Here is a 25,233-nt window from a genome sequence, read left to right as displayed (position 1 = left end):
CCCCGCCGCGCCCTCCCTGTCTACTGAGCGGGAGACGAACCACCGCAGCCGCAGGCGGCCTGCCTACGCTGCCGACCATGCATTCCGACGACCTTGCCGCCGTCATCGCCCGGGCCCGTAGCCACAGCCTCGCAGATATCCCCCGCCGGTCGGCGCGTAAACAACCTGAGAAGACAGCCATCATCGACGGCGACGTCGCCCTGAGTTTTGCCGAGTTCGATCACCTGGTGGATCGCGCCGCCGCCGCATTGCACGAGAACGGGTTACTCCCCGGCGACCGACTCGCATTGCTGTCGCGCAACTGCTGGCAGTACGCGGTGCTGGCCTTCGCCACCGCCCGCGCCGGCGTGGTGCTGGTTCCGATCAATTTCATGCTGATGCCGGAGGAGATCTCGTACATCCTCGGCCACAGCCGGGCCGCCGGATTCATCGTCGAGGCCGACCTGATCCCGGTGGCCGAACAGGCCATGGCCGTGGGGACAGCAGTTCGCACGAAGGCAGCACTCGTCACCTCCGGCCAGTCAGGTCCGGGCGACTGGCCTGATTTCGCCGAATGGCTCACCACCACCGCGAACGTTCCCGATTGCCGAATCGACGACGATCAGCTGCTGCGGGTCATGTACACCAGCGGCACCGAATCCCGACCCAAGGGCGTGATGCACAGTAGCCGCAGCTTGATGTGGCAGTACATCAGCACCATCGTGGCCGGCTCGATGTCCGGCGACGACGTCGAGATCCACTCCCTGCCTCTGTATCACTGCGCGCAGTTGGACAACTTCCTGGCTACCGACATCTACCTGGGTGCCACCAGCATCATCCTGCCTCGGCCGGATCCGGAGCTGGTACTGCGGACGATCGAGCGCCACGGCGTCACCAATTACTTTGCGCCACCGACGGTGTGGATCAGCCTGCTGCGCTGTCCCGTGTTCGACGAGGTCGACCTGTCCAGCCTACGCAAGGGCTACTACGGCGCCTCACCGATGCCTACCGAGATCCTGCACGAGATGCGCAGGCGTCTACCCAATCTGCGTCTGTGGAACTTCTACGGCCAGACCGAGATGGCCCCACTGGCCTCAGCCCTGGGGCCAGCCGAGCAGGACGCCCACGCGGGGGCGGCCGGCCGACCTGTCGTCAACGTCGAAACGATCATCCTCGATGACAACGACGTGCCGGTCACGCCCGGCACCGTCGGCGAAATCGCTCACCGCAGCCCGCATCTGATGCTGGGCTACCTCGACGACGAAGATAAGACAGCCCAGGCCTTCGCCGGCGGCTGGTTCCATTCCGGCGACCTGGGCTACTACGACGAGCACGGCCTGCTACACGTCGTCGACCGCAAGAAGGACATGATCAAAACCGGCGGCGAGAATGTCGCCAGCCGCGAGGTCGAAGAGATTCTCTACCGGCACAACGGCATCGAAGAGGTCGCGGTATTCGGCGTGGCACACCCGGTCTGGGTCGAAGCGGTCGTCGCGGCGGTGGTGACTCGTGTCGGCACCACCCTGACCGAAGAAGACATCCTGCGGCACTGCCGCGAGCATCTGGCCGGTTTCAAGACTCCCAAACAGGTGTTCTTCGTCGATTCTCTGCCGAAGAACCCCAGCGGCAAACTGCTCAAACGTGATCTGCGGCAGCGTTTCGGTCTCGAATTCACAAGCAACTGAAGGGATACAAGATGTACAAGGGACGGATCGCGCGATTCGACGAGCCCGGCAAGCCATTCCAGATCGAAACCGTCACCCTGCCTGACGTCGGGCCCGGGGAAATTCTGGTCCGGGTCCTGCGGACGAACATCTGTGGTTCAGATGTACATGCCTGGCATGGCACCTTCGCCACGCGCGGCTTGGGTGGACAGCTACCGACCGTGTTGGGTCACGAGATGGTGGGCGCCATCGAAGTGCTGGGCGACGGAGTATCCGCCGACTCCAACGGCAAACCCTTGGCCGAAGGCACGCGAGTGGTGTTCCCGTACTTCTACTGCTGCCACACGTGCCGTAACTGCCTGGCGGGGCGCCGTAACGCCTGCCTGAACCTGAAAATGGCGATGTTGGGCCGCGCCGACGAACCGCCCTATTTCGTCGGCGGATACGGCGACTACTACCTGTTGCCTGCCGGCGCAGTGATTTACACGGTTCCCGATACCCTTAGCGACGACATCGCCGCGGGCGCGAACTGCGCGCTGTCACAGGTCATGTACGGACTTGAACGCGTCGACCTGCAGCTCGGTGAGCACGTCGTGGTTCAGGGAGCCGGTGCACTCGGTCTCTACGCGGTGGCCGTCGCCAAAGCGCGCGGCGCAGCCAACGTCATCGCGATCGACGGCGTGTCCGAAAGACTCGAGCTGGCAACCGCATTCGGAGCCGACTCGGTGATCGACCTCAACGAGGTCGCCACGCCCAAGGACCGTGCCAAAGCAGTACGCAAGTTGACCGACGGCCAGGGCGCCGACGTGGTGGTCGAGGTTGTCGGACACCCGTCCGCCATCGACGAGGGACTCCAGATGCTCGCCCAGTTCGGCCGCTACGTCGAGATCGGCAACATCAACATCGGCCAGACCTTCGCGTTCGACCCGTCACGGTTCGTCTTCACCAACAAGACAATGGTCGGGGTCTCCCTGTATGACCCGGCAGTCTTGTCCCGCGCCTTGACCTTCCTCGACCACCATCAACATCATCTGCCGTTCGAGCGACTCGCCGCGGCCTCGTACTCACTCGACGACATCAACGAAGCGTTCAGCGCAGCTGACGGCAAGCGCGACGTCCGCGCCAGCATCGCACCATAAGCAAAAGGATGACAGTGCCCACTTTCGAACACGACAGACTGTTCATCGACGGTCGCTGGACCACCCCCTCCGGGAACGGGTTCATCGACGTCGTCGATCCCGCGACCGAAGCCGTCATCGGCCATGTGCCCAATGGCGATGCCGCCGATGTCGACACCGCCGTGGCTGCGGCCCGGCAGGCGTTCGACCCGCTCGTCACCGTTGCCGAACGCCGGGACCGGGTGCAGCGGGTCATCACCGCCATGGAGAAGCGATTGCCCGAGTTCGCCGATCTCATCACCGCCGAGATGGGTGCCCCCGTACGCATCTCGCAGACGGTGCAGACGCAGGTGCCACTGGCGGTGGCCAAGGGCTTCGCCGATGTGCTGGAAACCTTCGAGTTCGAAGAGTGCATCGGCAATTCGCTGGTTTTGAGAGAGCCCTACGGCGTCGTCGGGGCCATCACGCCGTGGAATTACCCGCTCTACCAGGTGGTCGCCAAGGTGCTCCCGGCCATCGCCGCGGGGTGTCCAGTAATCCTCAAACCCAGTAACGAAGCCCCTCTTTCGGTGTTCGCCTTCGTCGAAGCTTGCGAAGAGGCGGGCCTGCCCCCGGGGACCATCAATCTCGTCTCGGGCCCCGGTCGGGTGATCGGCGAACGTCTCGCCTCGCATCCCGACGTCGACTTCATCTCGTTCACCGGGTCCACCGGTGTGGGTGCACGCGTCGGAGAACTGGCAGGCCAGTCGATCAAGAAGGTCGCCCTCGAGCTCGGCGGCAAGTCGGCCAATGTGATCCTGGACGGCGCCGACCTGGCCACCGCCGTCAAGGTCGGCGTGGGCAATGCCTTCCTCAACGGCGGGCAGACGTGCATGGCCTGGACCAGGATGCTGGTGCCGCAGAATCGGTATGGCGAGGCCCTGGACCTGATCGAATCCGCTGTGAGCCGATACACGGTGGGTGATCCGCGCGACCCGGCGACCCGGATCGGACCATCGGCGTCGCGGTCGCAGTTCGACACCGTTCGTGGCTTCATCGAGCGCGCCCAGCGCGACGGTGCCCGGTTGCTGATCGGAGGCGCGGATCCGATCCGCGACGTCGGGTACTTCGTGGCACCAACAGTTTTCGCCGACGTGGATCCCGAGTCCGAACTCGGTCAGGAAGAAGTGTTCGGTCCCGTGCTCGCGGTGACGCCCTTCACCGACTCCGACGATGCACTGCGCATCGCCAACGGCACCCCCTATGGATTGTCGGGTGCAGTGTGGGCCGCCACCGACGACGACGCCATCGCCTTCGCCCGCCAGGTGCAGACCGGCCAGCTCGACATCAACGGCGGCGCCTACAACCCGACCGCCCCATTCGGCGGGTACAAGAAGTCCGGGATCGGCCGTGAACTGGGCCGGTTCGGCTTCGAGGAGTATCTCCAGACCAAATCCCTTCAGCTCAAGGAGCATGCGTGACCTCACCGCTCGACGTCCACACCGACGGACCGGTACAAATCTGGACGATCAGCCTGCCTGAGGTCGGCAATGCCATCACCGGCAAGGACGTCATCGCCGCATTCGAGGACAAGGTGGATGCGGTCAACGCCGACAACACCGTGGGTGCCGTCATCCTCACCGGTGCGGGCAAGATCTTCTCGGCCGGCGGCAACGTCAAGGAGATGGCCGACCGTCAGGGCATGTTCGGTCTGGATGCCATCGACCAGCGACGGGCCTACATCGATGGGATCCAACGGATCCCACGTGCTCTGGGTCGCCTCGAAGTCCCTCTCATCGCTGCGGTCAACGGCGCAGCGATCGGCGCCGGGTGCGATCTGGCGATGATGTGCGACATCAGGATCGCCTCCGAGCGCGCATCCTTCGCCGAGAGCTTCGTGCAGCTCGGCCTCATCCCGGGCGATGGCGGCACCTGGTTCCTCCCTCGCGCCATCGGCTACGCCCGCGCCGCCGAACTGACGTTCACCGGCGAACGGATCGACGCCGCAACGGCGTTGGAGTGGGGACTCGTCAGCCGAGTGGTAGCGCACGACGAACTGCTGTCCGAGGCTCGCACACTCGCCGACAAGATCGCGGTCAACCCGCCGCGCGCGCTTCGGATGGCCAAGCGCCTGCTGCAGGAATCGATCACCGGCTCCCTGGAATCGACGCTCTCCATGGCGGCGGCAATGCAGCCGCTGGCCCACCACGACGCCGAGCACCAACAGCGCATCGCGAAGTGGCGGACATCGTGACGGGCGCGCACCTGGCCCGGTTACGCCGGGAGGTCCGTGGCTTCCTGGCCGAACAGTTGGCCGTCGGGGCATTCACACCTTCGGTTGATGCCTGGTTGTGTGGGTGGGACGAGAACTTCACCGCAACCCTGGCGAAGCAGGGTTGGTTGGGCATGACCGTTCCGCTGCGCTACGGCGGTCACGGCCGCTCGTTTCAGGAACGGTTCGTGGTGACCGAAGAACTGCTGGCCGCGGGCGCGCCGGTTGCCGCCCACTGGATCGCCGACCGCCAGATCGTGCCGTCGCTCCTGAAATACGGGACGGAAGAGCAGAAGTCAGAGTTCCTACCTCGCATCGTGCGCGGTGAATGTTTCTTCGGCATCGGGATGAGCGAACCGGATTCCGGCTCCGATCTGGCGAGCGTCCGCACCCGTGCAGCACGAGTCGACGGCGGGTGGTCGATAACCGGTACCAAGGTGTGGACCTCGGGAGCGCACCGCGCTCATGCCTTCATCGTGCTGGCCCGCACAGAACCGGTCGATCCGTCGCATCGGCATGCCGGGTTGAGCCAGTTCATCGTCGACCTGCGCACCCCGGGCGTGCAGGTCCGCCCGATCATCTCGATGAACGGCGGACATCACTTCAACGAGGTCGTGCTCGACGAGGTGTTCGTGCCCGATGCCATGGTCTTCGGCGAGATCGGCCACGGCTGGACCCAGGTCACCTCCGAGCTGAGCTTCGAGCGGAGCGGGCCGGAACGATTCCTGTCGACCTTCCCACTGCTCACGCAGCATGTCGAACACCTTGTCGCGCACGGCGAATCACCTGATGGACAGGTGGGCCGCCTGGTGGCGCGGGTCGCCGGACTGCATCACATGTCAACCGCAGTGGCCGGCGCCCTGGAGCGCGGTGAGAATCCCGATGTCCCGGCAGCGGTCGTCAAGGTCCTTGGCACCACGGTCGAAGGCGACATCGCCGACTACGCAGACCGGCAGACCGGAGATGACGCCGCCACGGACGCCGAGTGGGCGCACCTGGTCGCCACCGCAGTGGACCAGCGCCCCGGCTTCACGTTGCGCGGCGGAACCAACGAAGTACTGCGCGGTGTCATCGCGCGGGGATTGGGTATGCGATGAGCACCACCGAACTCGCCCTGGGCACGCTGACCGCGGTGGACCCCGACCTGGCGGCCATGATGGACGGTGTCTTCTCCGATTACCGCCAGACCGCGCCCACCGGGCGCCCGGGCGAACGCGTCGAGTACGACCGCGCACTGTGGCAGCGGCTCGACTCCCTCGGACTGGTCCGCCTGACCGGCGCCGAGGAATCCGGTGGCAGCGGCGCAGGTTGGCTCGAGGCTGCCGAGTTGCTCAGTGCCGCAGTCCGTCACGGTGTCCGCATCCCGCTGGCCGAACACGACTTGCTGGCCTGTTGGCTGTTGGAGACCCTAGGCCGACCCGTCGACGACGCCGTGCGAACGGTGTATGCGGTGCCGCGCAGCGGCGAATCCACCACACCTGTGCCGTGGGCGGCTGACGCGCAACGGATCGTCGTAGTCTGGCCGGCCGGCGACGAATACCGGCTCACCGAGTTCGACACCGAGGAACTGTCGCTCGCCGTCGGCATCAACCTGATCGGCGAACCGCGCGACACCATCACCGTCGACACCACCGGAATCACCGGCCATTCGGTGCCCACCGGCCTGGTGGACGAGCTCGGCCGCAAATCGGCGATGGTACGGGCGATCCAGGTGTGCGCGGCGCTCGATCGTGCGGTGGCGCTGTCCATCGAACACGTGGCGTCACGGGTGCAGTTCGGGCGCCCGCTGGCGAAGTTCCAGGCGGTTCAGAACCTGATCTCGGATGCGGCAGCGGAGTCGGCGCTGGCGCGGGCCGCCACCGAGGCTGCGCTGCACACTGCCGTCGGGACGGGCTGGCAGTCAGCTCAACTGGATTTCCAGATCGCGACCGCGCGATCGTGCGCCGGGCATGCCGCCTCGGTCGTGACCCGCAACACGCACCAGGTACACGGTGCGATCGGCACGACGCACGAGCATCGACTCCATGAGTACACCCGCGCCGCCCTGGCCTGGCGCTCGGAATACGGGTCTGTGCGCTTCTGGGACGATCAAGTTGCGGCGGCGGCCGTTGCGGCAGGCGGACAACAGCTCTGGGCGTTGATTGCCGGCACTTAGCTGTTTGACGTTCCGCTGACCGGTCACCGGTGCTGTTACCGGCGCCATATCCCAGGTTGACTGCAGACATGAGCAACGAGATCACCCTGTCTGAGGTCCAGGAATTCATCTCCGGCTTCTGGTTCCACTACGACCAGGGCCACTTCGAAGAATTGGGCCCCCGCATCGGGGACGAGATGGAGTACCTGAGCCGTTCCGACTCGGGGGCGTGCCCGTTCGAGGACCTGCTCGCCGCCGAGTTGCACGGCAAGGCCGAAACTTTGGCCTGGCTCATCGAGCACCGCAACGTGAATCCGTACCCGTGCCGTCATCACATCACCAACGTGTACCGCACGGGAACCGACGGCGAGGTCACCAACGTCCGGTTCTATCTGTTCGTCAACCAGATCACCAACAATGTTCCGTTCGCGGTATCCAGTGGCGTCGTCGACGCCGGCATCCGGCAGTCGGAAGACGGTCTGGTCTTCACCTCGCTGAACGTCGTGCTCGACGCCGAGGACTCGGTCCCGCTCGCCGAGCACACCGCCAAGGCCGCGGCTGCGCAATCCGCGTGAGCGCCCGAGAAATCTTCGGTGGCGGCATCGCCGTCATCACGGGAGCCGGCGCCGGAATCGGCGCCGGCCTGGCCCGGTATGCCAGCCAGTTGGGTATGACGGTGGTGTTGGTCGACGTCAACGCCGAGGCCATCGCGGGCCTCCGCGAAGAAATCGACGCCGCAGGCGGATCGGCGACCGACGTGGTCTGCGATGTGCGGGATGCGGACGCGGTGCAGGCGCTGGCCGATCAGGTCTACCGCGACATCGGGCCGGTGCGGCTGCTGGTCAACAACGCAGGCATCGAGCAGTTCGGATACCTGTGGGACACCCCGGTTTCCAACTGGCAACGCGTCGTCGACATCAACATCAGCGGCGTGTTCCACGGAATCAGGGCGTTCCTGCCGAAGATGATGGCCACCGACGAACCGGCCTGGGTATGGAACCTGTCCTCGATCGGCGGTGTCGCCGTGGTTCCGCTGCAGGCGCCCTACATCATGAGCAAGCACGCAGTACTCGCGCTGACCGAATGTCTGCATCTGGAAGTGCAGTCCGCCGGCCATGACCATCATGTACACGTCCAGGCAGTGCTACCGGGTGCCGTGGTCTCGAGCATCTTCGAATCCGCGGGCGGGGTGGACTCGGGGGACACGGGTGCGGCCGAAGGACAACGCACCGCGATGCTCGACATCAAGGCCGAGGCGATGGATCCGCTGGCCGCGGCGGAGGTGGTCTTCGACCAGGCTGCCGAGGGCAAGTTCTTCCTGCTCACGCAACCGGACTACGTCGGATCTGCCATGGCGGAACGGGCTCGTGTCTTGAGTGGCCAGGAAGCGCCCCGTTTGCGGACCGAGCGCCGCTTCGACCCGGCAAAGAACTGAAATGGCTTATCCACCACTTGATCCCGACGCCGCTGAACGGGTTGCCTCGTTCGGCGAGATAGCTCCGATGCGGGCCCGCGGCCTCGCTGCCGTCCGTGAGGGGCTTGAAGGCGCACCTCTTCCGGAGATGCCGGCCATGGCGGGCATCGAAGACCTGACGGCCACGGGCCCGGGCGGTCCGATACCGCTACGCCTCTATCGGCCCAACCCCGCGCCCGGGCTACCGGTGCTGGTGTATCTGCACGGCGGCGGGCTGGTGATGGGCTCGAACCATTCGTTCGAGCCGCTCGCCCGCGAACTGGCGAAGGCCAGCGGCGCTGCTGTCGCGGCTGTCGACTACCGGCTGGCGCCGGAATCGCCGCCACCAGCGCAATTCGACGACGCCTACGCGGCCACCGAATGGGTTGCCGCTCATGCCGACGAACTGAACCTCGACGCCGGCCGACTGGCGGTTGTCGGCGACAGCGCCGGCGGATCGCTGGCTGCCGCAGTGGCTTTGGCCGCCCGCGACCACGGCGGTCCACGAATCTTCGCCCAGGTGTTGCTGTATCCCGGCCTGGATCGCGACATGGGTGCGGCATCCATCACCTCGATGCCTGACGCCCCACTGCTTCGGCATGAAGACATCGTCTACATGCACGAATTGGTCGACCGTGGCGGGGCTCCGCGGGACCCGTATCAGGTTCCGGCCTATGCCACCGACCTGAGCGGGCTGCCGGCGGCGATCGTCGTCACCGGGGCGTGCGATCCGATCCGCGATTGGGGTGAACGCTACGCCGGGCGCCTGCGCGATGCGGGCGTGCAGACCACTGTCACGCGTTATCCCGGTATGTACCACGGCTTTCTGATGCGCTCCGACGCCACCGCGCGCGGGCGGTTGGCACTGGCCGAAGTAGGTGCCTTGCTGCAGGCCAAGTTCGCGCATCCCATGCCGTTCTGAGAGCGGCTCCTCAGTCGAAGGTGACAACGATCTTGTCGGCGGCGCCCGGAGTGGCAGCCAGGCCCAGCGCCTCGTCGACATCGCCGAATCCGAACGTGTGGCTGACGAGCACCGCGTACTTCTCCCAGTCCGCGACGATGTCGCGGGTGACCTCGAAGATCTCGGTCGGGTACCCCATCGAACCGACAATGGTTATCTCGTTGCTCATGACATTGATCAGGTCCACTGTTACCGGTTCCTTGTGTACCGCAACCACTCCCAGCTTGGAGCCACGCTTTGCCAGTGCCAAGGCGCTGTCGATCACGGCCGGAACACCCGCGGCGTCGAGGTACACATCGGTGCCGGCCTTACCCGGCCACACCGAGTCACCAGAACCATGAAGCTCGGTCAGCCTGGCCGCAAGATCGTCCTCAGCGGAGTTGACAACCGCGTCGGCACCGACTTTGAGGGCCTTCTCCAGACGGGCGGGGAGCACGTCGACCACGACGACATGGCCCACCCCGCGGGATTTCAACGCGATCGTCGCACCCAGCCCGATGGGGCCGGCACCGAAGACCACGACCTTGTCAGCCGGACCAGGCGCAACTTGGTTTACCGCATGCCGGGCGACGGCCATGGGTTCGTTGAGTGCAGCGACCTCGAACGGCACGTAGTCCGGGATGACTTCCAGGCTCTTGCCCCGGACGGCGTCGTGCACAAGCAGCAACTCTGCGAGAGCACCACGGGCGCCGCCATTTCCGATGATGTCGTCAGGCGACGCCATCGGATCGACAACGACGTGGTCACCGACCGCGAGGTCGGTCACCTCTCTGCCGACCGCGACGATCTCGCCCGCAGGCTCATGTCCCAGCGGCATGGCGCCCTGATGCGGTGGCAGTCCGCCGATCGAGATGTAGAACGCGTCGGTTCCACAGATCCCGCAGGCCCGTACCTTCACCAAGACGTCCCGAGGACCGACAGTCGGGTCCGGTCGTTCGACCACATCGGTGTGGTCTGGGCCGTCAACGATCGAAATCTTCATGTGCACTCCTGGTTTGGTGGTCAGTTGACGAATGGTCGAGGCTGCACGCAGCTACTGCACGCTGTAGCCGCCGTCTACGACGAAGGCAGAACCCGTGCAGTACGACGCACTGCGGGTGCACAGAAACAAGATGGCATCGGCGATCTCGGCAGGAATTCCGAAGCGGCCCAGGGGAATGTGGTCGACCTGTGCCTGCTTCACCTCGGGGACAAAGTCCATCGGGGCGGTCATCGGTGTCTCGATCACCCCGGGCGCCACCGCGTTGACCCGGATTCCGTCAGGGGCCCACTGTGCTGCCAGGTTGCGGGTCAGTGACAGGACACCCGCCTTGGCCGCGCCATAACCGGGCACCATTGCCACGGCACGAATCGCCGCCATCGACGCCATCATCACCACGCTGGCACCGCCGGCAGCCGTTGAGCACTTGAGGGCGCCGCGCAGCGCTGTCGTCAGCCGAAACGGGGCCAGGAGATTGACGTTTACCGAGGCCTCGAAGCCCGGGGCCGTCGACTCGTCCAGGCCACCCGGGAAGTTGGCGCCGGCGTTGTTGACGAGGATGTCCAGAGTCGAGAATTCGGCTGCGAGCTCACCGGTTCCGTCCACATCCGTCACGTCGAGCTGCCGATAGGACAGGCCGTCGAGTTCTACCGAATAGTGGGAGGGATCGGGTTTGGTACCCGTGACGGTCACCGCTGCGCCGGCGTCGCGCAACCGCAGCGCCGTGACATGCCCGATCCCGCTCGTGCCACCGGTGATCAGCGCGGTGGCCCCGGTGAAGTCGAAGGTCAGGTCGTTCGTCATGACAGCTCCTTGATCCTTTCTCGCAACCAGGCGGATTCCCAGAAGTTGGTGCTCTCTTCGAGCAGGAGTTCGTGTGCGCCGCGCAGAACGCCGATTGCCCCGGCGTGGTCGTCCTGCACCGCGGTGACCATCTCGGCGAGCCGTATCGAGTTGACCGGGTCACCGTCCTCCAGCAGCGCCCTGGCCCGGTCAGCCAGCGCGTCGGCGCCGGCGAGTTCCACCAGATGTGCTGACACCGGTTCCACGGCATCGGGATAGAGCTCGGCGGTGGATTGGTGGTGGAACCAGCCGGCGTAGTTCTCCCAGATTGCGCGGACGTTCCAGCTCACCTTGCCGTAGCCCTGTCCGACTTCGAGCTCGGGCGGCAACTGCACTTCGCGCATCAGGGTGCGGACGTCCTTGCCCTGGTTCATGCCGGCCACGGTCTCGTCGTGGATGAAGGCCACAGCGTCACGAAGCCTGCCCAATTCCCAGTCGATCCGTTCCCGGCCTGTGATGGGGCCGAAGTGACCGGTCAGCAGAACCTCGGCTCCGAGTGCCCGGACACGCTCGATCGAATCGATGACCGTCAGCGCGTCGCGATAGCGGTCGCCGCGCAAGGTCACCAGGTTCGGAATATGACCGAAGAGCGCCCCGAAGACGTTGCCACACAGGCACACCTTTTCGTCGGGCAGCCAAACCACCAGGCTGTCCGTTGTCTCTCCGCCGGGAGTGGCGAGCAGTTCCAGGCGCCGATCGCCCAGCGTCAACTCGAGTCGGTCCTCGACGGTGATCGTCGGGGTGGGCACGCCTTGAGGAGGCGGTGGACCGCCGAAGCGCTCCGTCGAGTAGGCAATGGCAGACATCACCTTCTCGACCCACGCGAACGACGAGTTCGCGGCCCGGAAGGGTGCCAGCAGTTCGTTGTCTCGTCGCCACGTCACCCAGTCGGCATGCGCGATGACATCCGTGCCTGGGTCGCTCAGTACGTCGATTCCGCCCACGTGGTCCACGTGCCCCTGGGTCAGGACGACGTAGCGGATCGGCGTCGAATCGACCGCGTCGTAATTCGACCGGTGCACTTGCGCTTCGAAGCCCATGCCGGTGTTGACGACGATCCGGCCCTCACTGGTCGGGATGAGGAAGGAGTTCGACAGTCCCGGAGACCACCAGATGCCGGGGACAACCTCCTGGGCTGCAGGAGCATTCGCACCGACAATCGAGTCGGCCCCTGGGCGGCTGCGGTAGATCGGCTCGAAATCGCTCATCGTTGTTCCTTCCTGACGTCGAAACGCTCGAAGTAGAAGTCGAATCGGGAACGGATGTCCTCGGGTGAGCGGCTGAAGTGGCGTTCGAGTTCGTAGCGCATTCGGCCATGCTTTCCGCGCGGATTGCCGGCGAGATACGCGCCGAATGCCGCCTTGGCCTCACCGGTCATGTCGGTGCCGTTGTGTCCATAGAGTTTTTCGAGGATGGTCAGCTCCTTTCCGTTGAGGTCGTGGAAGGCGATGTCGAGGCTCTGGTTCGCGGGGATGAGGTCGCGGTCGCGCACACAGGCGCGCAGCAGCGTCTCGACCCGGTCGGTCCAGTAGTCGACCAGAGACTCTGGATCCACGTCGTGGCGGCGGATGCGATCGCCGTAGGCCAGCATGGTCACCGCCGACTGGATGACCGCGACGGGATCTCGGTGGGTGAAGGCCACCGTGGCATCGGAAAAGGTGTTGATCAACGGGCCCAACTGCTCACAGTGTTGTGGCGACTTCAGCACCCAGGTGCGTGGTCCACGCAGGAAGGTCAGTGCCTTGAGGATTGTGCGCAGGTACGCGTAATGCTCGTTCTGATCCAAGCCGTAATAGAAGTCCCGCCACGAGGGGACCCGCGCGTGCCACTCCAGGACGTAGCTGGCGAAGTCCAGGTCCAACAGCTCGACTTCTTCTTCGATGGCCGCGGGAAACCTGTCGTGCATCGCCTGGAGCAGGGGGACCATGACCTGCGCCCCTTCGTGTTCCGCGGCGCAGCGGGCAAATCGGGGATCCGTCCCGTCGACGCCGGGCCCTTCCCCCCTCAGCGGGAAAGGTTCCTGAGACTCCCAGTAGGGCAGCGCTCGCCGGCGGTGGTCCGCGGCGATGAGATTGACCAGGTGAGTCGTCCCCGAACGAGGAAGCCCCACAACGATGATGGGACGCTCGATCTCGATGTCGTGGATCTCGGGATGCCGGCGCAGCAGATCTGTCAGCAGCAGGCGCTGAGTCAGCAAGCGAATAATTCTTTGCCGCAGGTTGATTCGATTGAGGTTCGTGTTTCCTCCGTCTGCGTCGATCGCCGCCGCATACATGTCGAGGCGGGGCCGGAAGTCATCGGACCCGAAGTCGCTGACGCCCGCCCGCTCGATCGCCTCATCGATCAAGGCGCCGGGGGAAAGGTCAACGGATAGATCGACGACCTGCTCCAGAACTGCTTGCTGCGTTGCCGTCAGACGCGGCGAGACCAGATCGTCGACTGTGGTTTCCAGCATGGCCGATACGCCTCCATGTTGATCGATGTCGAATATTCGATATATGCTTTCCGAATATATGAACGGAAAGTTAGGCCCGTCTGCGCCCACGGGTCAAGACCTGTCACCCCCGACCACCCGGGTCGTGGACATCGTCGAGTTGCTGCTGCAGCGACCCGCCGACCCGCTCACGTTGGCCGAAATATGCCGTGAGCTGGACGTGAGCCGGTCGACCGGCCACGCGATCATGCACACGTTGTGCGCTCGTCAGTGGGTCTCGCGTGACCCACTGAGCGGGAGGTTCTCCTTGGGGCCCACGCTGTCGGGACTCGGCGGACCCGACAACTTGGCGTCCCGTTCACTGCGTGAGCCACTTCAGCGCCTGTGCGTCTCGCTCGGCATGCCGATGTGCATCTCCGCACTCGACGACCGCACCATCGTCGTCGTCGAGTCCGCGGCTGCGCCCGGCACCCGCATACCCGTGCCCGCCGGTGTGCGGCTTCCCTTCGTCGCCCCCTTCGGCCGCGAATTCGTCGCCTGGGCACCGGCGTCCGCACGCGCGGACTGGATCGCTGCAGCAGGCTCGGTCAACCCGGCCTTTCGCCGGCGAATCAGTCAGGTGCTAGAAGAGATTCGAGTCCGGGGCTACGGCATCGAGCGTCTCAGCGATCCGCTCCTGCAAGTGTTCACGGCCCTGAAGGCACTCGACAGCGGCTCATCGCCCGGGCCGTTGTCCACGCGTCTGGCCGCCGCCGTGGCCGATCTGACCGTGGTCGATCAGCTACCGACTGACGAACCGGATGCGACACCTCTTGCAACCATCTCAGCTCCGATCTTCGACGCCACCGACACGGTCGTCATGACCGTCTCGGCGCAGCCGTACCGGACGCTCAGCCGCCAGGAGCTCGAAGCGGTCGGCGCCGGCGTGGTCGAGTTCGCCCGCGAGGTCGAGACATTGTGCCGCTCAACGGAACATGAGTCTCCGGTACCCGTCATCCGCTCCTAACGTTCACCCATGACCGAAACCCCTGACCTGACCGCAACCATCACCGAGACGGTGCACCGGTACCTGCACCTGATAGCAACGGGCAGCGCCGATCAGATCCTCGAGCTCTTCGCCGACGGAGCCAGCGTCGAAGATCCGGTGGGCACAACACCCCGCGTGGGATCGACCGAGATCCGAGAGTTCTTTTCGGCTCTGGGCGCCCTCGAACGGACGACCACGCTTCAGTCGCTGCGCGTCTGCGGGCACGAGGCCGCGTTCCAGTTCAGGATCGCCTTCGATGCCGGCGACGGCCCGTTGCACCTCGAGCCGATCGACACCATGACCTTACGCCGACGGCAAGATCACCTCGGTCAGGTCCTACTTCACCGCCGCGGACATCAAGCCGGCAGCGGCAGACTAGATCCCGAGTACCTCACGCGCTCGATCGATCTCGTCGAGGTCGGCGGTCGTCGGGACGAGCCGCAGCTCATCGAGACCCGCTTCGCGCGCGCCGTTCACGGCGGCGAGGAGCCCGGCTGCTCCGCAATTCAACGTCCCCGCGGTCGGGGCAGTGAGGAAAGAGGACTCAGCTCCCGTGAGGTCGACATCCTGGTTCCAGAAATCTTGGACATGCTCCCCGAGCTGGTTCTCCGGGTCCGGACCGAGCGCGAACCACACCGGCGCGGAGAAGTGCGGCCGTTCCGTCCTTCCCGCCGCCCGCCAAGCCTCCATGACGCGTTCACGCTGCACAGCCAACGCTTCGGCATCGAAGTGAAGTGAATGCGCCGGGTCGCTCACCCCGTAAGCCCACTGCGCGGCTCGGGCGAGCGCCTTGGGACCGATCACTCCGGCGACGAGCGGGATGCCTCCAACCTGGACGGGCGCGGGACCCACGGGAAGATGTCCTTCGACGGGAGGTTCTTGGGCCCACACCCTGCGCATCGCCGCTACGGCCTCGTCCATACGTTGACGCTTCCGGTCGAGCGCGCTGCCGACTGCGACGTAGTCCTCGTCCCAGGCCCCGATACCGACCCCGAGCGTCAGGCGCCCACCAGACAGGACATCGATGGTCGCCAGGTCCTTCGCGAACAGGACCGGGTCCCGCATCGGGAGCGCAACGACGTCCGTCCAGAGCCGCACGCGCTCGGTCATCGCTGCCGCGGCGGCGAGCTGCGGGACGACCGACCAGCTGTTCGGATAGAGCACCCGTTCGTAGGTGACAAGTCCGTCCCACGGCCCTTCGTCGATCTTGCGATACCACGCAAGCTCGGTCTCACGCCCGTGAGGGAAGAGGGTCGGAAGACCCATGCTGATGTGCATTTGGGAGTACGTCCCTTTCCGAGGGGGTTCCGGCGACCCACCGACGGGGTTATTTGAACAGAATGTCGCGTTAAGGCCCTCTAGTTGGACCGCTCAGTGGGAGGCGATGATTCTCGACCGACCTGCCGTAGTAGACCGGTGTCATGGGCGTCCAGGATCCAGTAGCGAAACCACGCGTCCGGCCTGGAGGACGCAGCGAGCGGGTCCGTGAATCTGTGCTGCGCGCTTGCCTGGAACTGTTGACCGAGGGGAAGGTCGAGCTGCCGATCGCCGAGGTTGCCGAACGCTCAGGGGTGAACCGCGGCACCGTATACCGGTGGTGGCCCTCCTGCACAGAGCTGTTGAACGATGCCCTCGCATTCCACGCCCGTCACCGCACGGATACCCCGGACACCGGCGCGTGGGAGAGCGACGTTCGCGCTCTTATCACCCAACTCGCCTCGCTCGCAGCCGATCCCGTCGAGCGCGGGATCATGGCCACGATGATCTCGGATCGATACCCGTCATTGAACGACACGATGATGGGTTGGTACCGAAATGACCTCCCACACTGGTTCACGATGATCGGACGCGCCATCGGCCGCGGCGAAGTGAACCCTGATGTGGACCCCGCCGTTGTGCTCCAGATGATGCTGGCGCCGGCCGTGTCCGTCTCTCTCTTCGAAGGGCGAGCGCTAACACACGAGGAGATCGACTCCCTCGTGGCACTGGTCTGCCGCGCAACGGCACCTGCGCGCAGCTGAGCAAACGACCGCTACGTACCTGGTGGCGTCTTGAATTCGTGTCCCGATCAGCGGTCACCTCCACGTTCGAAATTTCGCAGTGCCTCCAGACTCGAACGAGCGAGACCGCTGAAAGCCTTTAGGAGACAAGAATGCTGACCGACGAACGGCGCCTTGAGCTGTCCGACATCCTGCGTCCCGCCGCCCCACCGCGCGAGCTCACCGACATCTACACCGAAGACCAGAAGCGCAGACTGCTCGACGTCGCCCACACCCAAGGCCCATGGAAGCTGATCATCGCCCAGCACTTCGCCTCGGCCGACGAGTTGATGGCCACCATGAGCGGCGCCTTCCCCGAGGGTTTCACCCCGTCGCTGGACCTGTTCCTCACCCCGACGTTCCGCGGTTACCTGGCCAACTACGGCGCCGTTCTGTACCCCGAGCTGCACGACTGCTTCTACAACGCCGGCTTCATCGAGGAGGCCAAGGGTTACTGGAACGCCGAGTACGCCAAGCCGGAAATGATGCTGTTCAACATCAACGGACCGTGCGCCAACCGCGATCCCGGCCACCTGGACTCCCCCAGCTTCCGCGGCGTGCGCCACGAGAACGCCCCCACCTGGTTGTGCAGCGTGATGGGCAAGTCCGGCCTGTTCACCGACTACCTGATCAAGATGGCTCAGGTGATCACCTGGTTCTCCCTCGACGAAGGTTCGGGCTTCACCTACTGGCCCGAGGGTCCGCTCAAGCCGCCGGCCCGGGTACTGCCGCCGATCAACAACCGCGGCGTCGTCGTGCAGAACGAGATGATGGTGCACCGCGGGGAAGCCAACGGCCCATTGGAGCAACAGGTTCCGGCCGGCCTGGCGTTCGACACCGTGTTCACCGGCGACCCGGCAGACCGCGACCAGTGGCTGCTGAAGAACGGCGAAGATGTCATTGCCCGCCACCACACCGACGAGCTGAGGTTCCTCGTCCACTGGTCTGCCGAGGTGTTCTCCGACTACGAAGAACTCAAGAAGAACATGGACGGTTCGGACGACATCACGACCGAACGCGCCATCGGGATGATGGTCGACGATCTCAAGGTCAAGGGCATCAAGCTCGACGTACCCGGCGAGCCGTTGCATGACCCGGCGTTCATCGGAGCGCTCAACGCCGCCTACGACCTCGGTGGCCCCAGCAGCTACCCGGACGAGGCTCCGATCTCCGCCTTTCAACTCTCCTGATCTCGAAGGGACATCTGATGGACCGTTTCTCAGATCGTCGTGTCATCGTCACCGGCGCGGGGTCGGGTATCGGCGCGGCCACGGTGGCCCGCCTGCTCGACGAAGGTGCGACGGTCGTCGCCTACGACATCTCGGCCGACGGCCTGGCGACGACCACAGCAGCCGCCGAAGCTGCCGGCACCGTCAAGCGGCTCACCACGGCCGTCCTCGACATCTCCCGCGAGGCGGACGTCATCGCCGCGGTGTCGGCGGCGGTGGCCGAGTTGGGCGGACTTGAGGTTCTGGTCAATGTGGCTGCGATGCAGACCTGTTCGCACACACACGAAACCACTCTGGAGGAGTGGAACCGCACCTTGGCGGTCAACCTCACCGGCACCTTCCTGATGACACGTCAGGCGCTCCCGGCGCTGCTGGAATCGGGACGGGGTGTCGTCGTGAACTTCACGTCCACCGCTGCGACGTTCGCGCACCCCTACATGGCGGCGTATGCAGCCAGTAAGGGCGGGATCCTCAGCTTCACCCACTCACTGGCACTGGAGTACTCGAAGCAAGGCCTGCGCGCCGTCAACATCCAGCCGGGTGGGGTTTCCACGGCCCTGGCCAACAGCACGCTGGACAAGATGCCGGACGGATACGACCTGGGCCTCTGGGCCAAGCAGACCCCGCTGTTGCACGGCACCGAAAGCGAAATCCTCGGGGACCCAGGCGCAGTAGCATCGGTCATCGCCATGGTCGCCTCTGATGACGGTGCGTTCATCACCGGCACCGAGATTCGCGTCGACGGCGGCGCGCACGCCTGAGCAGTGGAGGGAATGTGGGCATGGATTCAGTCGCCCTGAGGGTGCTGCGCGATGAGCGAGACATCGAACGGGCGCTGAATCTGTTCGCCCGCGCCATGGACAACCGTGACTGGGCGGCGATGGCCGCGATCCTGGCCGACGATGTCGAAGGAGATTTCGGCACCGGACGCCTGGTGGGCGTTGCCGCGATCGTCGACATGATTCGCGGGTTCCTCGACAATTGTGGCCCCACCCAACATCTGTTGGGAAACATCATCATCGATGTCGTCGACGACACCGCCACGAGCAAGGCCTACATCCGCGACGTTCACCTGAATGCGGCCGGCGACCCGTCGACCCGCTTCTACACGCTGGGCGACTACCACGACACCTGGCGGCTGGACAGCGATGGTCGTTGGCGTATCACCGAGCGCATCAAGGCCAACCGTGCGTATGTGGGTCCGCTGGAAATCTTTGGTAGCTAGTGCCCGGTCAGCGAGAGCACGGGTGCTCAAACAGCTGAGGCGAACCTAGTGTTGTCATCGTGAGGTCATCTGAGTTGAATGTGGAGACGACGTGCCTGATGGCTCGCGAATCATACTCGGGGACAACAGAACTCACTGCGCGCCGGATGGCGCGTCGCGAGCGGATCGTCAATGCCGCGACGTCACTGGCTCTCCAGGGCTACGACGCATGCCAGATCCGTACAGTCGCCGCGATGGCGGGCATGTCGGCCAGCACTGTGTACCAATACTTCCCATCGAAGGACGACCTGCTGCTCGCATGTTTTTACGAATGGCTGTGGGATTTCGAAACTGAGTATCGTTGCGGCACCAGCGACACGGATCCGTTTCAACGTCTGCTGCAGGTCTCCCAGGCACTCACCGGCAGGCTCTGCTCGTCACCACAATTTGCCGAAGCCATGATTCGCCCGTACCTCTATGCCGACGGCGCTGCTGCGACCCAGGCCGACCTGGTGCGACGGCAGACCGTTCGGATCTTTGTTCGTGCCGTCGGAGGCGAAAATTCGGCGACGAGAGAGATCGGCGCTGCCGAAATCCTCTCCGACGTCTGGATGTCCAATGTCGCAGCATTCGCTCAGCAGCGCATCGCGGTGGCGGAACTGTCAGAACGGATCGCCCGTACCGTCGGCCTCCTGAAGGGGTAGCCGACGGTCTCCCGGCTTCACGACGTCTCGTCGACGACCCTCAACGCTCCCGAACTCACTGCGTCGACTATGGAAACACCCAAAGCCGAGCAGGCAAGGAACAAACCGTGCCCACCGTCGCCGACCAACTGTGCCGCTGTGCAACGCTCTTCGCAGCGGGCCAGGGCAGTACCGGTCCACTGAACGCTGGTCTGGTTCCAGCTGCTCTTGCGCACCTCGACACCGGCGCCACAGCGCGCGCACGTCACCGGCGTCATCGGCGCGTCGTCGAGACGATTGTCCGGGCGGACAGCCATCTTCACCCCACGGACCCGGAGGTGGCGGCGCGGGCAGCGAGATTGGCTTCGACTTCCCTCATCCAAGCCTCATACGGCCGGGTGGTGTCCAGCTCGAATTCGAAGCGGTCCACCATGTCCGGCGCGACGTCCGCCGCATCGACATAGAACTGCTCATACCAGCGCCGCAGCTGGTACACCGGCCCGTCCTCTTCCACGAGCAGCGGATTGTCGATCCGGGTCTTGTTGCGCCAGATCTCGACGTCCTGCTCGAATCCCATCTTGACGAAGTCGCCGAGTGCGATGGCGGTCTCCATGGCGAGTTCCTCCGGCATGGCAGCATTCTTTTCCACCACGATGCCGTACTGCAGCACAAAAGAATTGGCGTCGATCGGGTAGTGGCAGTTGATCAAGACCGTGCGCTGGTCGAACTCCTGGTAGTGATAGGTCAGATCATCGATCATGAACGACGGGCCATGGTAGGCGGCCAGCGAGGTGGTGCCGAGCAGCTTGGACCCCTCGGGATCGCCGATATCCGGCCGGCCTGCACTCTTCATGTACTGAGTCGCGACTTGGCCTTCGAAAATGTTCTTGAAATGCGTGGGAAGCGAACCGTGGATGTAGAAGAAATGCGCCATGTCGACGACGTTGTCGATGATCTCGCGGCAGTTTGTGTTGACGACCGTCGTGTACCAGTGCCATTCGGTCCACCCATCGCTGGTGGCCCCCTCGATGCGCGGAATAGTCATATCCGCCGGCGGCGGCTTGCGCTCGGGGTCATTCCAGACGAACAGCATGCCGTCCTGCTCCATCGTGGGCCAGGCCGCGGTCCTCGCCAATCGGGGGGTGCGCTTGCTGTAGGGCACCATCTTGCAGCGGCCGTCGCCGCCCCAGCGCCAATCGTGGAACGGGCAAGCGATCTCGTTGCCCTTCACCGTCCCCTGCGAGAGGTCCCCGCCCATATGCCGGCAGTACCCGTCGAGCACGTTGATGGCGCCGTCCTCCCCCCGGAACACCACCAGCTTCTGCCCGAAGGCGTTGATCTGGTGAGGCTTTCCATCACCGAATTCGCGGACCAGCCCCAGGCAGTGCCAGCCGCGGGCGAATCTGGTGGGTACCGAACCGGCCTCGATCAACCGAATTTCGTCGGTATCTGCGTGCGTCGTCATGGCCCCATTGAACTGCGATGACGCACCGGCGGGAAGGTCAGTGTTCCGCTCAACAGGAGACCAGAATCAACTTTGCCGGTTATCGCCCTATCGTCTTCGGTCGTGACCGTCACCACCCACAAGACCATTCCCGCCGGGCTGCCCGTTGCCGCCACCGACGTAGACCTTCTCGTCGTCGGATCCGGTACCGGCCTCGCCGCCGCCCTGGCAGCCCGCGAGCAGGGGTTGTCCGTTCTCGTCGTCGAGAAGTCGTCCTACGTCGGCGGCTCGACGGCCCGATCCGGTGGTGCGCTCTGGTTGCCGTCGAGCCCGGTGATCGAGGACTGCGGCGGCAACGACCCCGTGTCTCGGGCACACACGTACCTGGAATCGGTCGTCGGGGATTCCGCGCCACCGGAGCGTTCCGCCGCATACCTCGACAACCTGCCGGCAACGGTCGAAATGTTGCGCCGAACCACGCCCATGAAGCTGTTCTGGGCCAAGGAGTACTCCGACTATCACCCCGAGGCACCCGGTGGATCGGCGGCAGGGCGCACTTGTGAATGTCGCCCGTTCAACACGGCTGTGCTCGGCGAATACCTGGCCGACCTGCGGCCCGGTGTCATGGAAGTCAAGATTCCGATGCCGACCACAGGTGCCGACTACCGCTGGCTGAACCTGATGAGCCGGGTGCCACGAAAAGGGCTGCCCACCATCGCCAAACGACTTGCCCAGGGCATCGGCGGGCTCGCGCTCGGCAGGCGCTACGCCGCCGGCGGCCAGGCGCTGGCCGCGGGCCTGTTCGCCGGAGCAATTCGTGCCGGCATCCCGATCTGGCTCGACACCTCACTGACCGAGCTGGTCACCGACGGAGGCCGAGTCACCGGCGCCGTCGTCGAGCATGGCGACAAGACGTTCACCGTCACCGCGCGGCGCGGTGTCGTGCTCGCGGCCGGCGGCTTCGATCACCACATGGACATGCGCCACAAGTTCCAATCCGAGTCTCTGGGAAGCAATCTCAGCCTGGGTGCAGAATCCAACACCGGCGACGCCATCCGATTGGGCCAGGATGTCGGTGCCGACATCACTTTGATGGATCAATCCTGGTGGTTTCCCGCCGTCGCCCCACTGCCGGGCGCCGCCCCAGCGGTGATGCTCGCCGAACGATCGCTGCCCGGATCGTTCATCGTCGACCAGGACGGTCATCGGTTCGCCAACGAATCGGCCGACTACATGAGCTTCGGGCAACGCATCCTGGAGCTCGAAAAAGCCGGTACGCCGGTCGAAGACATGTGGATCGTCTTCGACCAGCAGTACCGCAACAGCTACGTCTTTGCCGCCGAACTGTTTCCACGCATGCCGATCCCACAGACCTGGTATGACGCCGGAATCGCGGTCAAGGCAGACAATTTCACCGAGCTGGCAGCCAAGATGCGGGTGCCGCAGGACAGCTTCTCGGCCACCGTCAGGCGATTCAACGAGAACTCGTTCGCCGGTGAGGATCCCGACTTCGAACGCGGCCGCAGCGCCTACGACCGTTACTACGGCGACCCCACGGTCACACCGAACCCCAACCTGCGCCCGCTGGTCAAAGGCCCGTTCTACGCGGTAAAGATGGTGCTGAGCGACCTGGGTACGTGCGGCGGTCTGCGAGCCGACGCCCACGCCCACGTGCTTCGCGAGGACGGCACCGTCATCGACGGGCTGTATGCGATCGGCAACACCGCCGCCAACGCCTTCGGCCACACCTATCCCGGTGCCGGGGCGACCATCGCACAGGGATTGGTCTATGGCTATATCGCCGCACTCGACGCTGCCGGAAGATAACCGGCCCGAAATACCAAAGGACAGAGTCAGTCGGCGTCTTCGGCGTCGGCTTTCCGTTCGATTTCGTACCAGTAGGCGGGATCTGGCCACGGTATCTTCGCGCCTTCACCGACTTTCGGGAATTTGGCTTCGGCTTCGTCGAGATCTTTGATCAGCTGCAGGGTGAGTTCCCGCTCGGACGCGTAGTAGCGATCCGCCCAATCCAACGCGATCTTGGCATATGCCCACGCTGGGTCGGCTCCGGACCAACGGGCCTCCTTGGCGGCATCTCGTTGCATCCCATCCACGTAGGCAAGATGCTCCTGCAGCATCTGCTTCAGCGTGGCGGGGTCACTCAGGTGACCCATCGTCACCCGCATGAGCGCCGGGTGCTTCAACGACGGCGGATCCGGCGGTGTCTTCCTGGCCCACTGCGTGACGGCATCCAGACCGGATTCGGTGATCTTGTAGAGCCGGCGGTTTCGCGTGCCGGTCCCGTCCACCCGCGAGGTCAGGTAACCCATCTTTTCGAGCTTCTTCAGATCGGAGTAGATCTGGCTGTAAGCCGGACTGCCGTAGTAATAGCGCATGCTCCAGTGGAGCCATTTGCGGATGTCGTAGCCGGAGAGTTCTTGCTCATACGACAGCAACCCGAGCAGCGCCCAGCTGGTGGCGGCGAGCGCCGGCTTGGCTGCCTGCTCGGATTCTTCCATGGTGCAAGGGTAACAATCGAGGTCACGACACTTGTCCGGCCGAACCGCTGACCGGGAGACGCCGTTGCCCACGGTCCATGTCTCGACGAATCTGGTTGACGACACGAGATGAGGGAGACGCAGCGATGGGACTCGACAGCACTGCGACACTGGGCAGCCCACCCCAACCACCCGGTCCTCAGGACATGCGGGCGGTGCTCGGCCACTTCTGCACCGGCATCGCTGTCATCACCGGCCACGACGGGCAGCGACCGCTGGGTTTCACCTGTCAATCGGTTACATCAGTGTCGCTGGAGCCGCCCTATGTGTCGTTCTGCCCGTCACGATCCTCCTCGACGTGGCCGCTGATCCGAGCTTCCGGCCGGATGTGTATCAACATCCTGGCCGACCATCAGCAAGCGGTATGCGCCCAGTTCGCACGTAGCAGCGCGGACAAGTTCGCCGGAGTCCGATGGAGCCCGGCCAACAATGGCGCCCCGCGCCTACACGGCACATTGGCCACCATCGAAGCCGACCTCGAGTACGAGCACGGCGCGGGCGACCACACCATCGTCGTCGCCCACGTCACCTCGTTGAGCGCCCACGACGGCCAGCCATTGTTGTTCTACCGCGGCGATTACGGTGGCTTCGATGACCGGCGACTCGATTCCACGACGGAGTGAGGGATTGTCCATACACAGCGAAACCGATGTCCCAGAAGCGCTTTACGCGTCCATCACCGATTCCGTCCGCCGACTCGTCGATGCGACCATCCGAAGTCAAGCCGATCTCGACACCCTCCTGTCCGCCAAAGCGAAGATCGATGCGGCAGCAGGCGAACTCAGCCAGTCGCTGATCCCTGGTTCGTTCGGCGTCCAACAGGCAGTCGACGGCCAGTCACTGGCGTGGGGGAACGCCGTCATCGGGCTCCGCAATGCCTTGGCTCCACCGTTGGCGGTCCACCATGAACCCGACGGCCGAGTGTGGGCGGAGGTGACGCTCGGCGCAGCCTACGAAGGGCCCGCCGGCCACGTGCACGGGGGAATCTGCGCGCTGCTGCTCGACCACGTCCTCGGCGCAACCGCGCACCAGCCGGGGCGGCCTGCGGTGACCGGCACACTCACCCTCCGCTACGAAGCCGGGACCCGGCTCGGACCTGTTCGCGCCGAGGCGCACATCGACCGGGTAGAGGGAGTCAAGACTTTTGCCGTCGGCCACCTCGCCACCTCGGACGGCATCACGGTCCGCGCTGAAGGTGTCTTCTTTCATCCACGCCGACCTGCCGGATAGCAG

At 64.8% G+C, this 25,233-nt stretch carries 26 protein-coding genes and 1 pseudogene; 19 read left to right on the top strand and 8 right to left on the bottom strand.

The features are described from left to right. The first annotated feature begins 77 nt into the window (after positions 1 to 77). From A5779_RS01635 to A5779_RS01595, 9 genes are all read left to right on the top strand, one after another. Positions 78 to 1,664, top strand: coding sequence for an acyl-CoA synthetase (locus A5779_RS01635; RefSeq protein WP_064878281.1), 1,587 nt, complete (start codon positions 78 to 80; stop codon positions 1,662 to 1,664). 11 nt (positions 1,665 to 1,675) lie between these two features. Next, positions 1,676 to 2,782: a zinc-binding dehydrogenase gene (locus A5779_RS01630; protein ID WP_064878280.1), complete on the top strand. Its 1,107-nt coding sequence runs from the start codon at positions 1,676 to 1,678 to the stop codon at positions 2,780 to 2,782. 14 nt (positions 2,783 to 2,796) lie between these two features. After that, positions 2,797 to 4,221: an aldehyde dehydrogenase family protein gene (locus tag A5779_RS01625; protein ID WP_413784884.1), complete on the top strand. Its 1,425-nt coding sequence runs from the start codon at positions 2,797 to 2,799 to the stop codon at positions 4,219 to 4,221. Continuing rightward, complete coding sequence (locus tag A5779_RS01620) at positions 4,218 to 4,994, top strand: crotonase/enoyl-CoA hydratase family protein (protein WP_064878276.1); 777 nt, start codon at positions 4,218 to 4,220, stop codon at positions 4,992 to 4,994. The genes A5779_RS01625 and A5779_RS01620 overlap by 4 nt, the downstream gene beginning before the upstream one ends. Then, positions 4,991 to 6,109, top strand: a complete 1,119-nt coding sequence (locus A5779_RS01615) for an acyl-CoA dehydrogenase family protein (RefSeq protein WP_236734616.1) — start codon at positions 4,991 to 4,993, stop codon at positions 6,107 to 6,109. Before A5779_RS01620 ends, A5779_RS01615 begins: the two co-directional genes overlap by 4 nt. Further along, complete coding sequence (locus A5779_RS01610; protein WP_236734615.1) at positions 6,106 to 7,167, top strand: acyl-CoA dehydrogenase family protein; 1,062 nt, start codon at positions 6,106 to 6,108, stop codon at positions 7,165 to 7,167. Before A5779_RS01615 ends, A5779_RS01610 begins: the two co-directional genes overlap by 4 nt. Positions 7,168 to 7,235: 68 nt before the next feature. Then, on the top strand, positions 7,236 to 7,721 hold the full coding sequence (locus A5779_RS01605; RefSeq protein ID WP_064878272.1) for a hypothetical protein: 486 nt from the start codon (positions 7,236 to 7,238) through the stop codon (positions 7,719 to 7,721). After that, entirely contained in the window at positions 7,718 to 8,581 is an 864-nt protein-coding gene (locus A5779_RS01600; protein WP_064878270.1) for an SDR family oxidoreductase, read from the top strand. Before A5779_RS01605 ends, A5779_RS01600 begins: the two co-directional genes overlap by 4 nt. Position 8,582: 1 nt before the next feature. Continuing rightward, positions 8,583 to 9,521, top strand: coding sequence for an alpha/beta hydrolase (locus tag A5779_RS01595; RefSeq protein ID WP_064878268.1), 939 nt, complete (start codon positions 8,583 to 8,585; stop codon positions 9,519 to 9,521). Positions 9,522 to 9,531: 10 nt separating this feature from the next. Here the strand turns inward: A5779_RS01595 and A5779_RS01590 are convergent, their stop codons facing one another. The 4 genes from A5779_RS01590 to A5779_RS01575 are packed head-to-tail and all read right to left on the bottom strand — an operon-like array spanning position 9,532 to position 13,837. Further along, the gene (locus A5779_RS01590; RefSeq protein WP_064878266.1) at positions 9,532 to 10,542 is read right to left on the bottom strand and encodes a zinc-dependent alcohol dehydrogenase; all 1,011 of its coding nucleotides are present in this window, start codon (positions 10,540 to 10,542) and stop codon (positions 9,532 to 9,534) included. 51 nt (positions 10,543 to 10,593) lie between these two features. Next, the gene (locus A5779_RS01585; RefSeq protein WP_064878264.1) at positions 10,594 to 11,343 is read right to left on the bottom strand and encodes an SDR family NAD(P)-dependent oxidoreductase; all 750 of its coding nucleotides are present in this window, start codon (positions 11,341 to 11,343) and stop codon (positions 10,594 to 10,596) included. Beyond that, on the bottom strand, positions 11,340 to 12,590 hold the full coding sequence (locus A5779_RS01580) for an MBL fold metallo-hydrolase (protein WP_064878262.1): 1,251 nt from the start codon (positions 12,588 to 12,590) through the stop codon (positions 11,340 to 11,342). The genes A5779_RS01585 and A5779_RS01580 overlap by 4 nt, the downstream gene beginning before the upstream one ends. Continuing rightward, positions 12,587 to 13,837 carry a sulfotransferase family protein gene (locus tag A5779_RS01575; protein ID WP_064878260.1) on the bottom strand — a complete coding sequence of 417 codons (1,251 nt, stop codon included), beginning with the start codon at positions 13,835 to 13,837 and terminating at the stop codon, positions 12,587 to 12,589. The genes A5779_RS01580 and A5779_RS01575 overlap by 4 nt, the downstream gene beginning before the upstream one ends. Before the next feature lie 58 nt (positions 13,838 to 13,895). Here A5779_RS01575 and A5779_RS01570 point away from each other — a divergent pair, with 58 nt between their 5' ends. Beyond that, positions 13,896 to 14,822 (top strand): helix-turn-helix domain-containing protein, encoded by a 927-nt coding sequence (locus A5779_RS01570; RefSeq protein ID WP_064878258.1) that lies wholly within the window; start codon positions 13,896 to 13,898, stop codon positions 14,820 to 14,822. A gap of 9 nt (positions 14,823 to 14,831) precedes the next feature. Continuing rightward, a pseudogene (locus A5779_RS32705) lies at positions 14,832 to 15,092 on the top strand (nuclear transport factor 2 family protein); the annotation flags it as partial. 126 nt (positions 15,093 to 15,218) lie between these two features. On the opposite strand, the gene A5779_RS01560 reads toward A5779_RS32705, so the two are convergent. Further along, a complete protein-coding gene (locus tag A5779_RS01560) occupies positions 15,219 to 16,109 on the bottom strand; it encodes an LLM class flavin-dependent oxidoreductase (protein WP_064878321.1) in 891 nt (296 codons plus the stop codon). A gap of 251 nt (positions 16,110 to 16,360) precedes the next feature. Between A5779_RS01560 and A5779_RS01555 the strand changes: the two genes are divergently transcribed. The 5 genes from A5779_RS01555 to A5779_RS01535 all read left to right on the top strand — a co-directional run bounded on the left by A5779_RS01555 (position 16,361) and on the right by A5779_RS01535 (position 20,019). Continuing rightward, positions 16,361 to 16,864 (top strand): TetR/AcrR family transcriptional regulator, encoded by a 504-nt coding sequence (locus tag A5779_RS01555; RefSeq protein WP_165609729.1) that lies wholly within the window; start codon positions 16,361 to 16,363, stop codon positions 16,862 to 16,864. Between the two features lie 131 nt (positions 16,865 to 16,995). Then, positions 16,996 to 18,072, top strand: a complete 1,077-nt coding sequence (locus A5779_RS01550; RefSeq protein WP_064878252.1) for a hypothetical protein — start codon at positions 16,996 to 16,998, stop codon at positions 18,070 to 18,072. Between the two features lie 17 nt (positions 18,073 to 18,089). Then, on the top strand, positions 18,090 to 18,872 hold the full coding sequence (locus tag A5779_RS01545) for an SDR family NAD(P)-dependent oxidoreductase (RefSeq protein ID WP_064878250.1): 783 nt from the start codon (positions 18,090 to 18,092) through the stop codon (positions 18,870 to 18,872). A 20-nt stretch (positions 18,873 to 18,892) separates the two neighbouring features. Further along, positions 18,893 to 19,336, top strand: coding sequence for a nuclear transport factor 2 family protein (locus A5779_RS01540; protein ID WP_064878319.1), 444 nt, complete (start codon positions 18,893 to 18,895; stop codon positions 19,334 to 19,336). Between the two features lie 59 nt (positions 19,337 to 19,395). Beyond that, entirely contained in the window at positions 19,396 to 20,019 is a 624-nt protein-coding gene (locus A5779_RS01535; protein WP_131811547.1) for a TetR/AcrR family transcriptional regulator, read from the top strand. Between the two features lie 17 nt (positions 20,020 to 20,036). Here A5779_RS01535 and A5779_RS01530 read toward each other — a convergent pair whose 3' ends face one another. Both A5779_RS01530 and A5779_RS01525 read right to left on the bottom strand, forming a co-directional pair. After that, entirely contained in the window at positions 20,037 to 20,315 is a 279-nt protein-coding gene (locus A5779_RS01530) for a hypothetical protein (protein ID WP_064878246.1), read from the bottom strand. Between the two features lie 2 nt (positions 20,316 to 20,317). After that, positions 20,318 to 21,463 carry a 3-ketosteroid-9-alpha-monooxygenase, oxygenase component gene (locus tag A5779_RS01525; RefSeq protein WP_064878244.1) on the bottom strand — a complete coding sequence of 382 codons (1,146 nt, stop codon included), beginning with the start codon at positions 21,461 to 21,463 and terminating at the stop codon, positions 20,318 to 20,320. Between the two features lie 102 nt (positions 21,464 to 21,565). Between A5779_RS01525 and A5779_RS01520 the strand changes: the two genes are divergently transcribed. Continuing rightward, complete coding sequence (locus tag A5779_RS01520) at positions 21,566 to 23,269, top strand: 3-ketosteroid-delta-1-dehydrogenase (protein ID WP_064878242.1); 1,704 nt, start codon at positions 21,566 to 21,568, stop codon at positions 23,267 to 23,269. A 26-nt stretch (positions 23,270 to 23,295) separates the two neighbouring features. Here A5779_RS01520 and A5779_RS01515 read toward each other — a convergent pair whose 3' ends face one another. Beyond that, positions 23,296 to 23,961 carry a PadR family transcriptional regulator gene (locus A5779_RS01515; RefSeq protein ID WP_064878240.1) on the bottom strand — a complete coding sequence of 222 codons (666 nt, stop codon included), beginning with the start codon at positions 23,959 to 23,961 and terminating at the stop codon, positions 23,296 to 23,298. 125 nt (positions 23,962 to 24,086) lie between these two features. Between A5779_RS01515 and A5779_RS01510 the strand changes: the two genes are divergently transcribed. Together A5779_RS01510 and A5779_RS01505 are read left to right on the top strand one after the other, a co-directional pair. Further along, on the top strand, positions 24,087 to 24,623 hold the full coding sequence (locus A5779_RS01510) for a flavin reductase family protein (protein ID WP_207549011.1): 537 nt from the start codon (positions 24,087 to 24,089) through the stop codon (positions 24,621 to 24,623). Continuing rightward, positions 24,592 to 25,230, top strand: coding sequence for a PaaI family thioesterase (locus tag A5779_RS01505; protein WP_082941475.1), 639 nt, complete (start codon positions 24,592 to 24,594; stop codon positions 25,228 to 25,230). Before A5779_RS01510 ends, A5779_RS01505 begins: the two co-directional genes overlap by 32 nt. Positions 25,231 to 25,233: the final 3 nt, after the last annotated feature.

The organism is Mycolicibacterium peregrinum, assembly GCF_001665625.1.
GTDB classification, from domain to species: domain Bacteria; phylum Actinomycetota; class Actinomycetes; order Mycobacteriales; family Mycobacteriaceae; genus Mycobacterium; species Mycobacterium peregrinum_B.
Note: the sequence above shows the minus strand (reverse complement) of the source record. Positions and strands in the feature narration are given on the sequence as shown.

Excerpts from the sequence above, each read along its gene's own strand:
- A5779_RS01635 (WP_064878281.1), top strand. The coding sequence starts at position 78 with ATGCATTCCGACGACCTTGCCGCCGTCATCGCCCGGGCCCGTAGCCAC.
- A5779_RS01630 (WP_064878280.1), top strand. The coding sequence starts at position 1,676 with ATGTACAAGGGACGGATCGCGCGATTCGACGAGCCCGGCAAGCCATTC.
- A5779_RS01610 (WP_236734615.1), top strand. The coding sequence starts at position 6,106 with ATGAGCACCACCGAACTCGCCCTGGGCACGCTGACCGCGGTGGACCCC.
- A5779_RS01605 (WP_064878272.1), top strand. The coding sequence starts at position 7,236 with ATGAGCAACGAGATCACCCTGTCTGAGGTCCAGGAATTCATCTCCGGC.
- A5779_RS01595 (WP_064878268.1), top strand. The coding sequence starts at position 8,583 with ATGGCTTATCCACCACTTGATCCCGACGCCGCTGAACGGGTTGCCTCG.
- A5779_RS01590 (WP_064878266.1), bottom strand. The coding sequence starts at position 10,542 with ATGAAGATTTCGATCGTTGACGGCCCAGACCACACCGATGTGGTCGAA.
- A5779_RS01585 (WP_064878264.1), bottom strand. The coding sequence starts at position 11,343 with ATGACGAACGACCTGACCTTCGACTTCACCGGGGCCACCGCGCTGATC.
- A5779_RS01580 (WP_064878262.1), bottom strand. The coding sequence starts at position 12,590 with ATGAGCGATTTCGAGCCGATCTACCGCAGCCGCCCAGGGGCCGACTCG.
- A5779_RS01575 (WP_064878260.1), bottom strand. The coding sequence starts at position 13,837 with ATGCTGGAAACCACAGTCGACGATCTGGTCTCGCCGCGTCTGACGGCA.
- A5779_RS01570 (WP_064878258.1), top strand. The coding sequence starts at position 13,896 with ATGAACGGAAAGTTAGGCCCGTCTGCGCCCACGGGTCAAGACCTGTCA.
- A5779_RS01560 (WP_064878321.1), bottom strand. The coding sequence starts at position 16,109 with ATGGGTCTTCCGACCCTCTTCCCTCACGGGCGTGAGACCGAGCTTGCG.
- A5779_RS01550 (WP_064878252.1), top strand. The coding sequence starts at position 16,996 with ATGCTGACCGACGAACGGCGCCTTGAGCTGTCCGACATCCTGCGTCCC.
- A5779_RS01545 (WP_064878250.1), top strand. The coding sequence starts at position 18,090 with ATGGACCGTTTCTCAGATCGTCGTGTCATCGTCACCGGCGCGGGGTCG.
- A5779_RS01540 (WP_064878319.1), top strand. The coding sequence starts at position 18,893 with ATGGATTCAGTCGCCCTGAGGGTGCTGCGCGATGAGCGAGACATCGAA.
- A5779_RS01530 (WP_064878246.1), bottom strand. The coding sequence starts at position 20,315 with ATGGCTGTCCGCCCGGACAATCGTCTCGACGACGCGCCGATGACGCCG.
- A5779_RS01525 (WP_064878244.1), bottom strand. The coding sequence starts at position 21,463 with ATGACGACGCACGCAGATACCGACGAAATTCGGTTGATCGAGGCCGGT.
- A5779_RS01515 (WP_064878240.1), bottom strand. The coding sequence starts at position 23,961 with ATGGAAGAATCCGAGCAGGCAGCCAAGCCGGCGCTCGCCGCCACCAGC.
- A5779_RS01510 (WP_207549011.1), top strand. The coding sequence starts at position 24,087 with ATGGGACTCGACAGCACTGCGACACTGGGCAGCCCACCCCAACCACCC.
- A5779_RS01505 (WP_082941475.1), top strand. The coding sequence starts at position 24,592 with ATGACCGGCGACTCGATTCCACGACGGAGTGAGGGATTGTCCATACAC.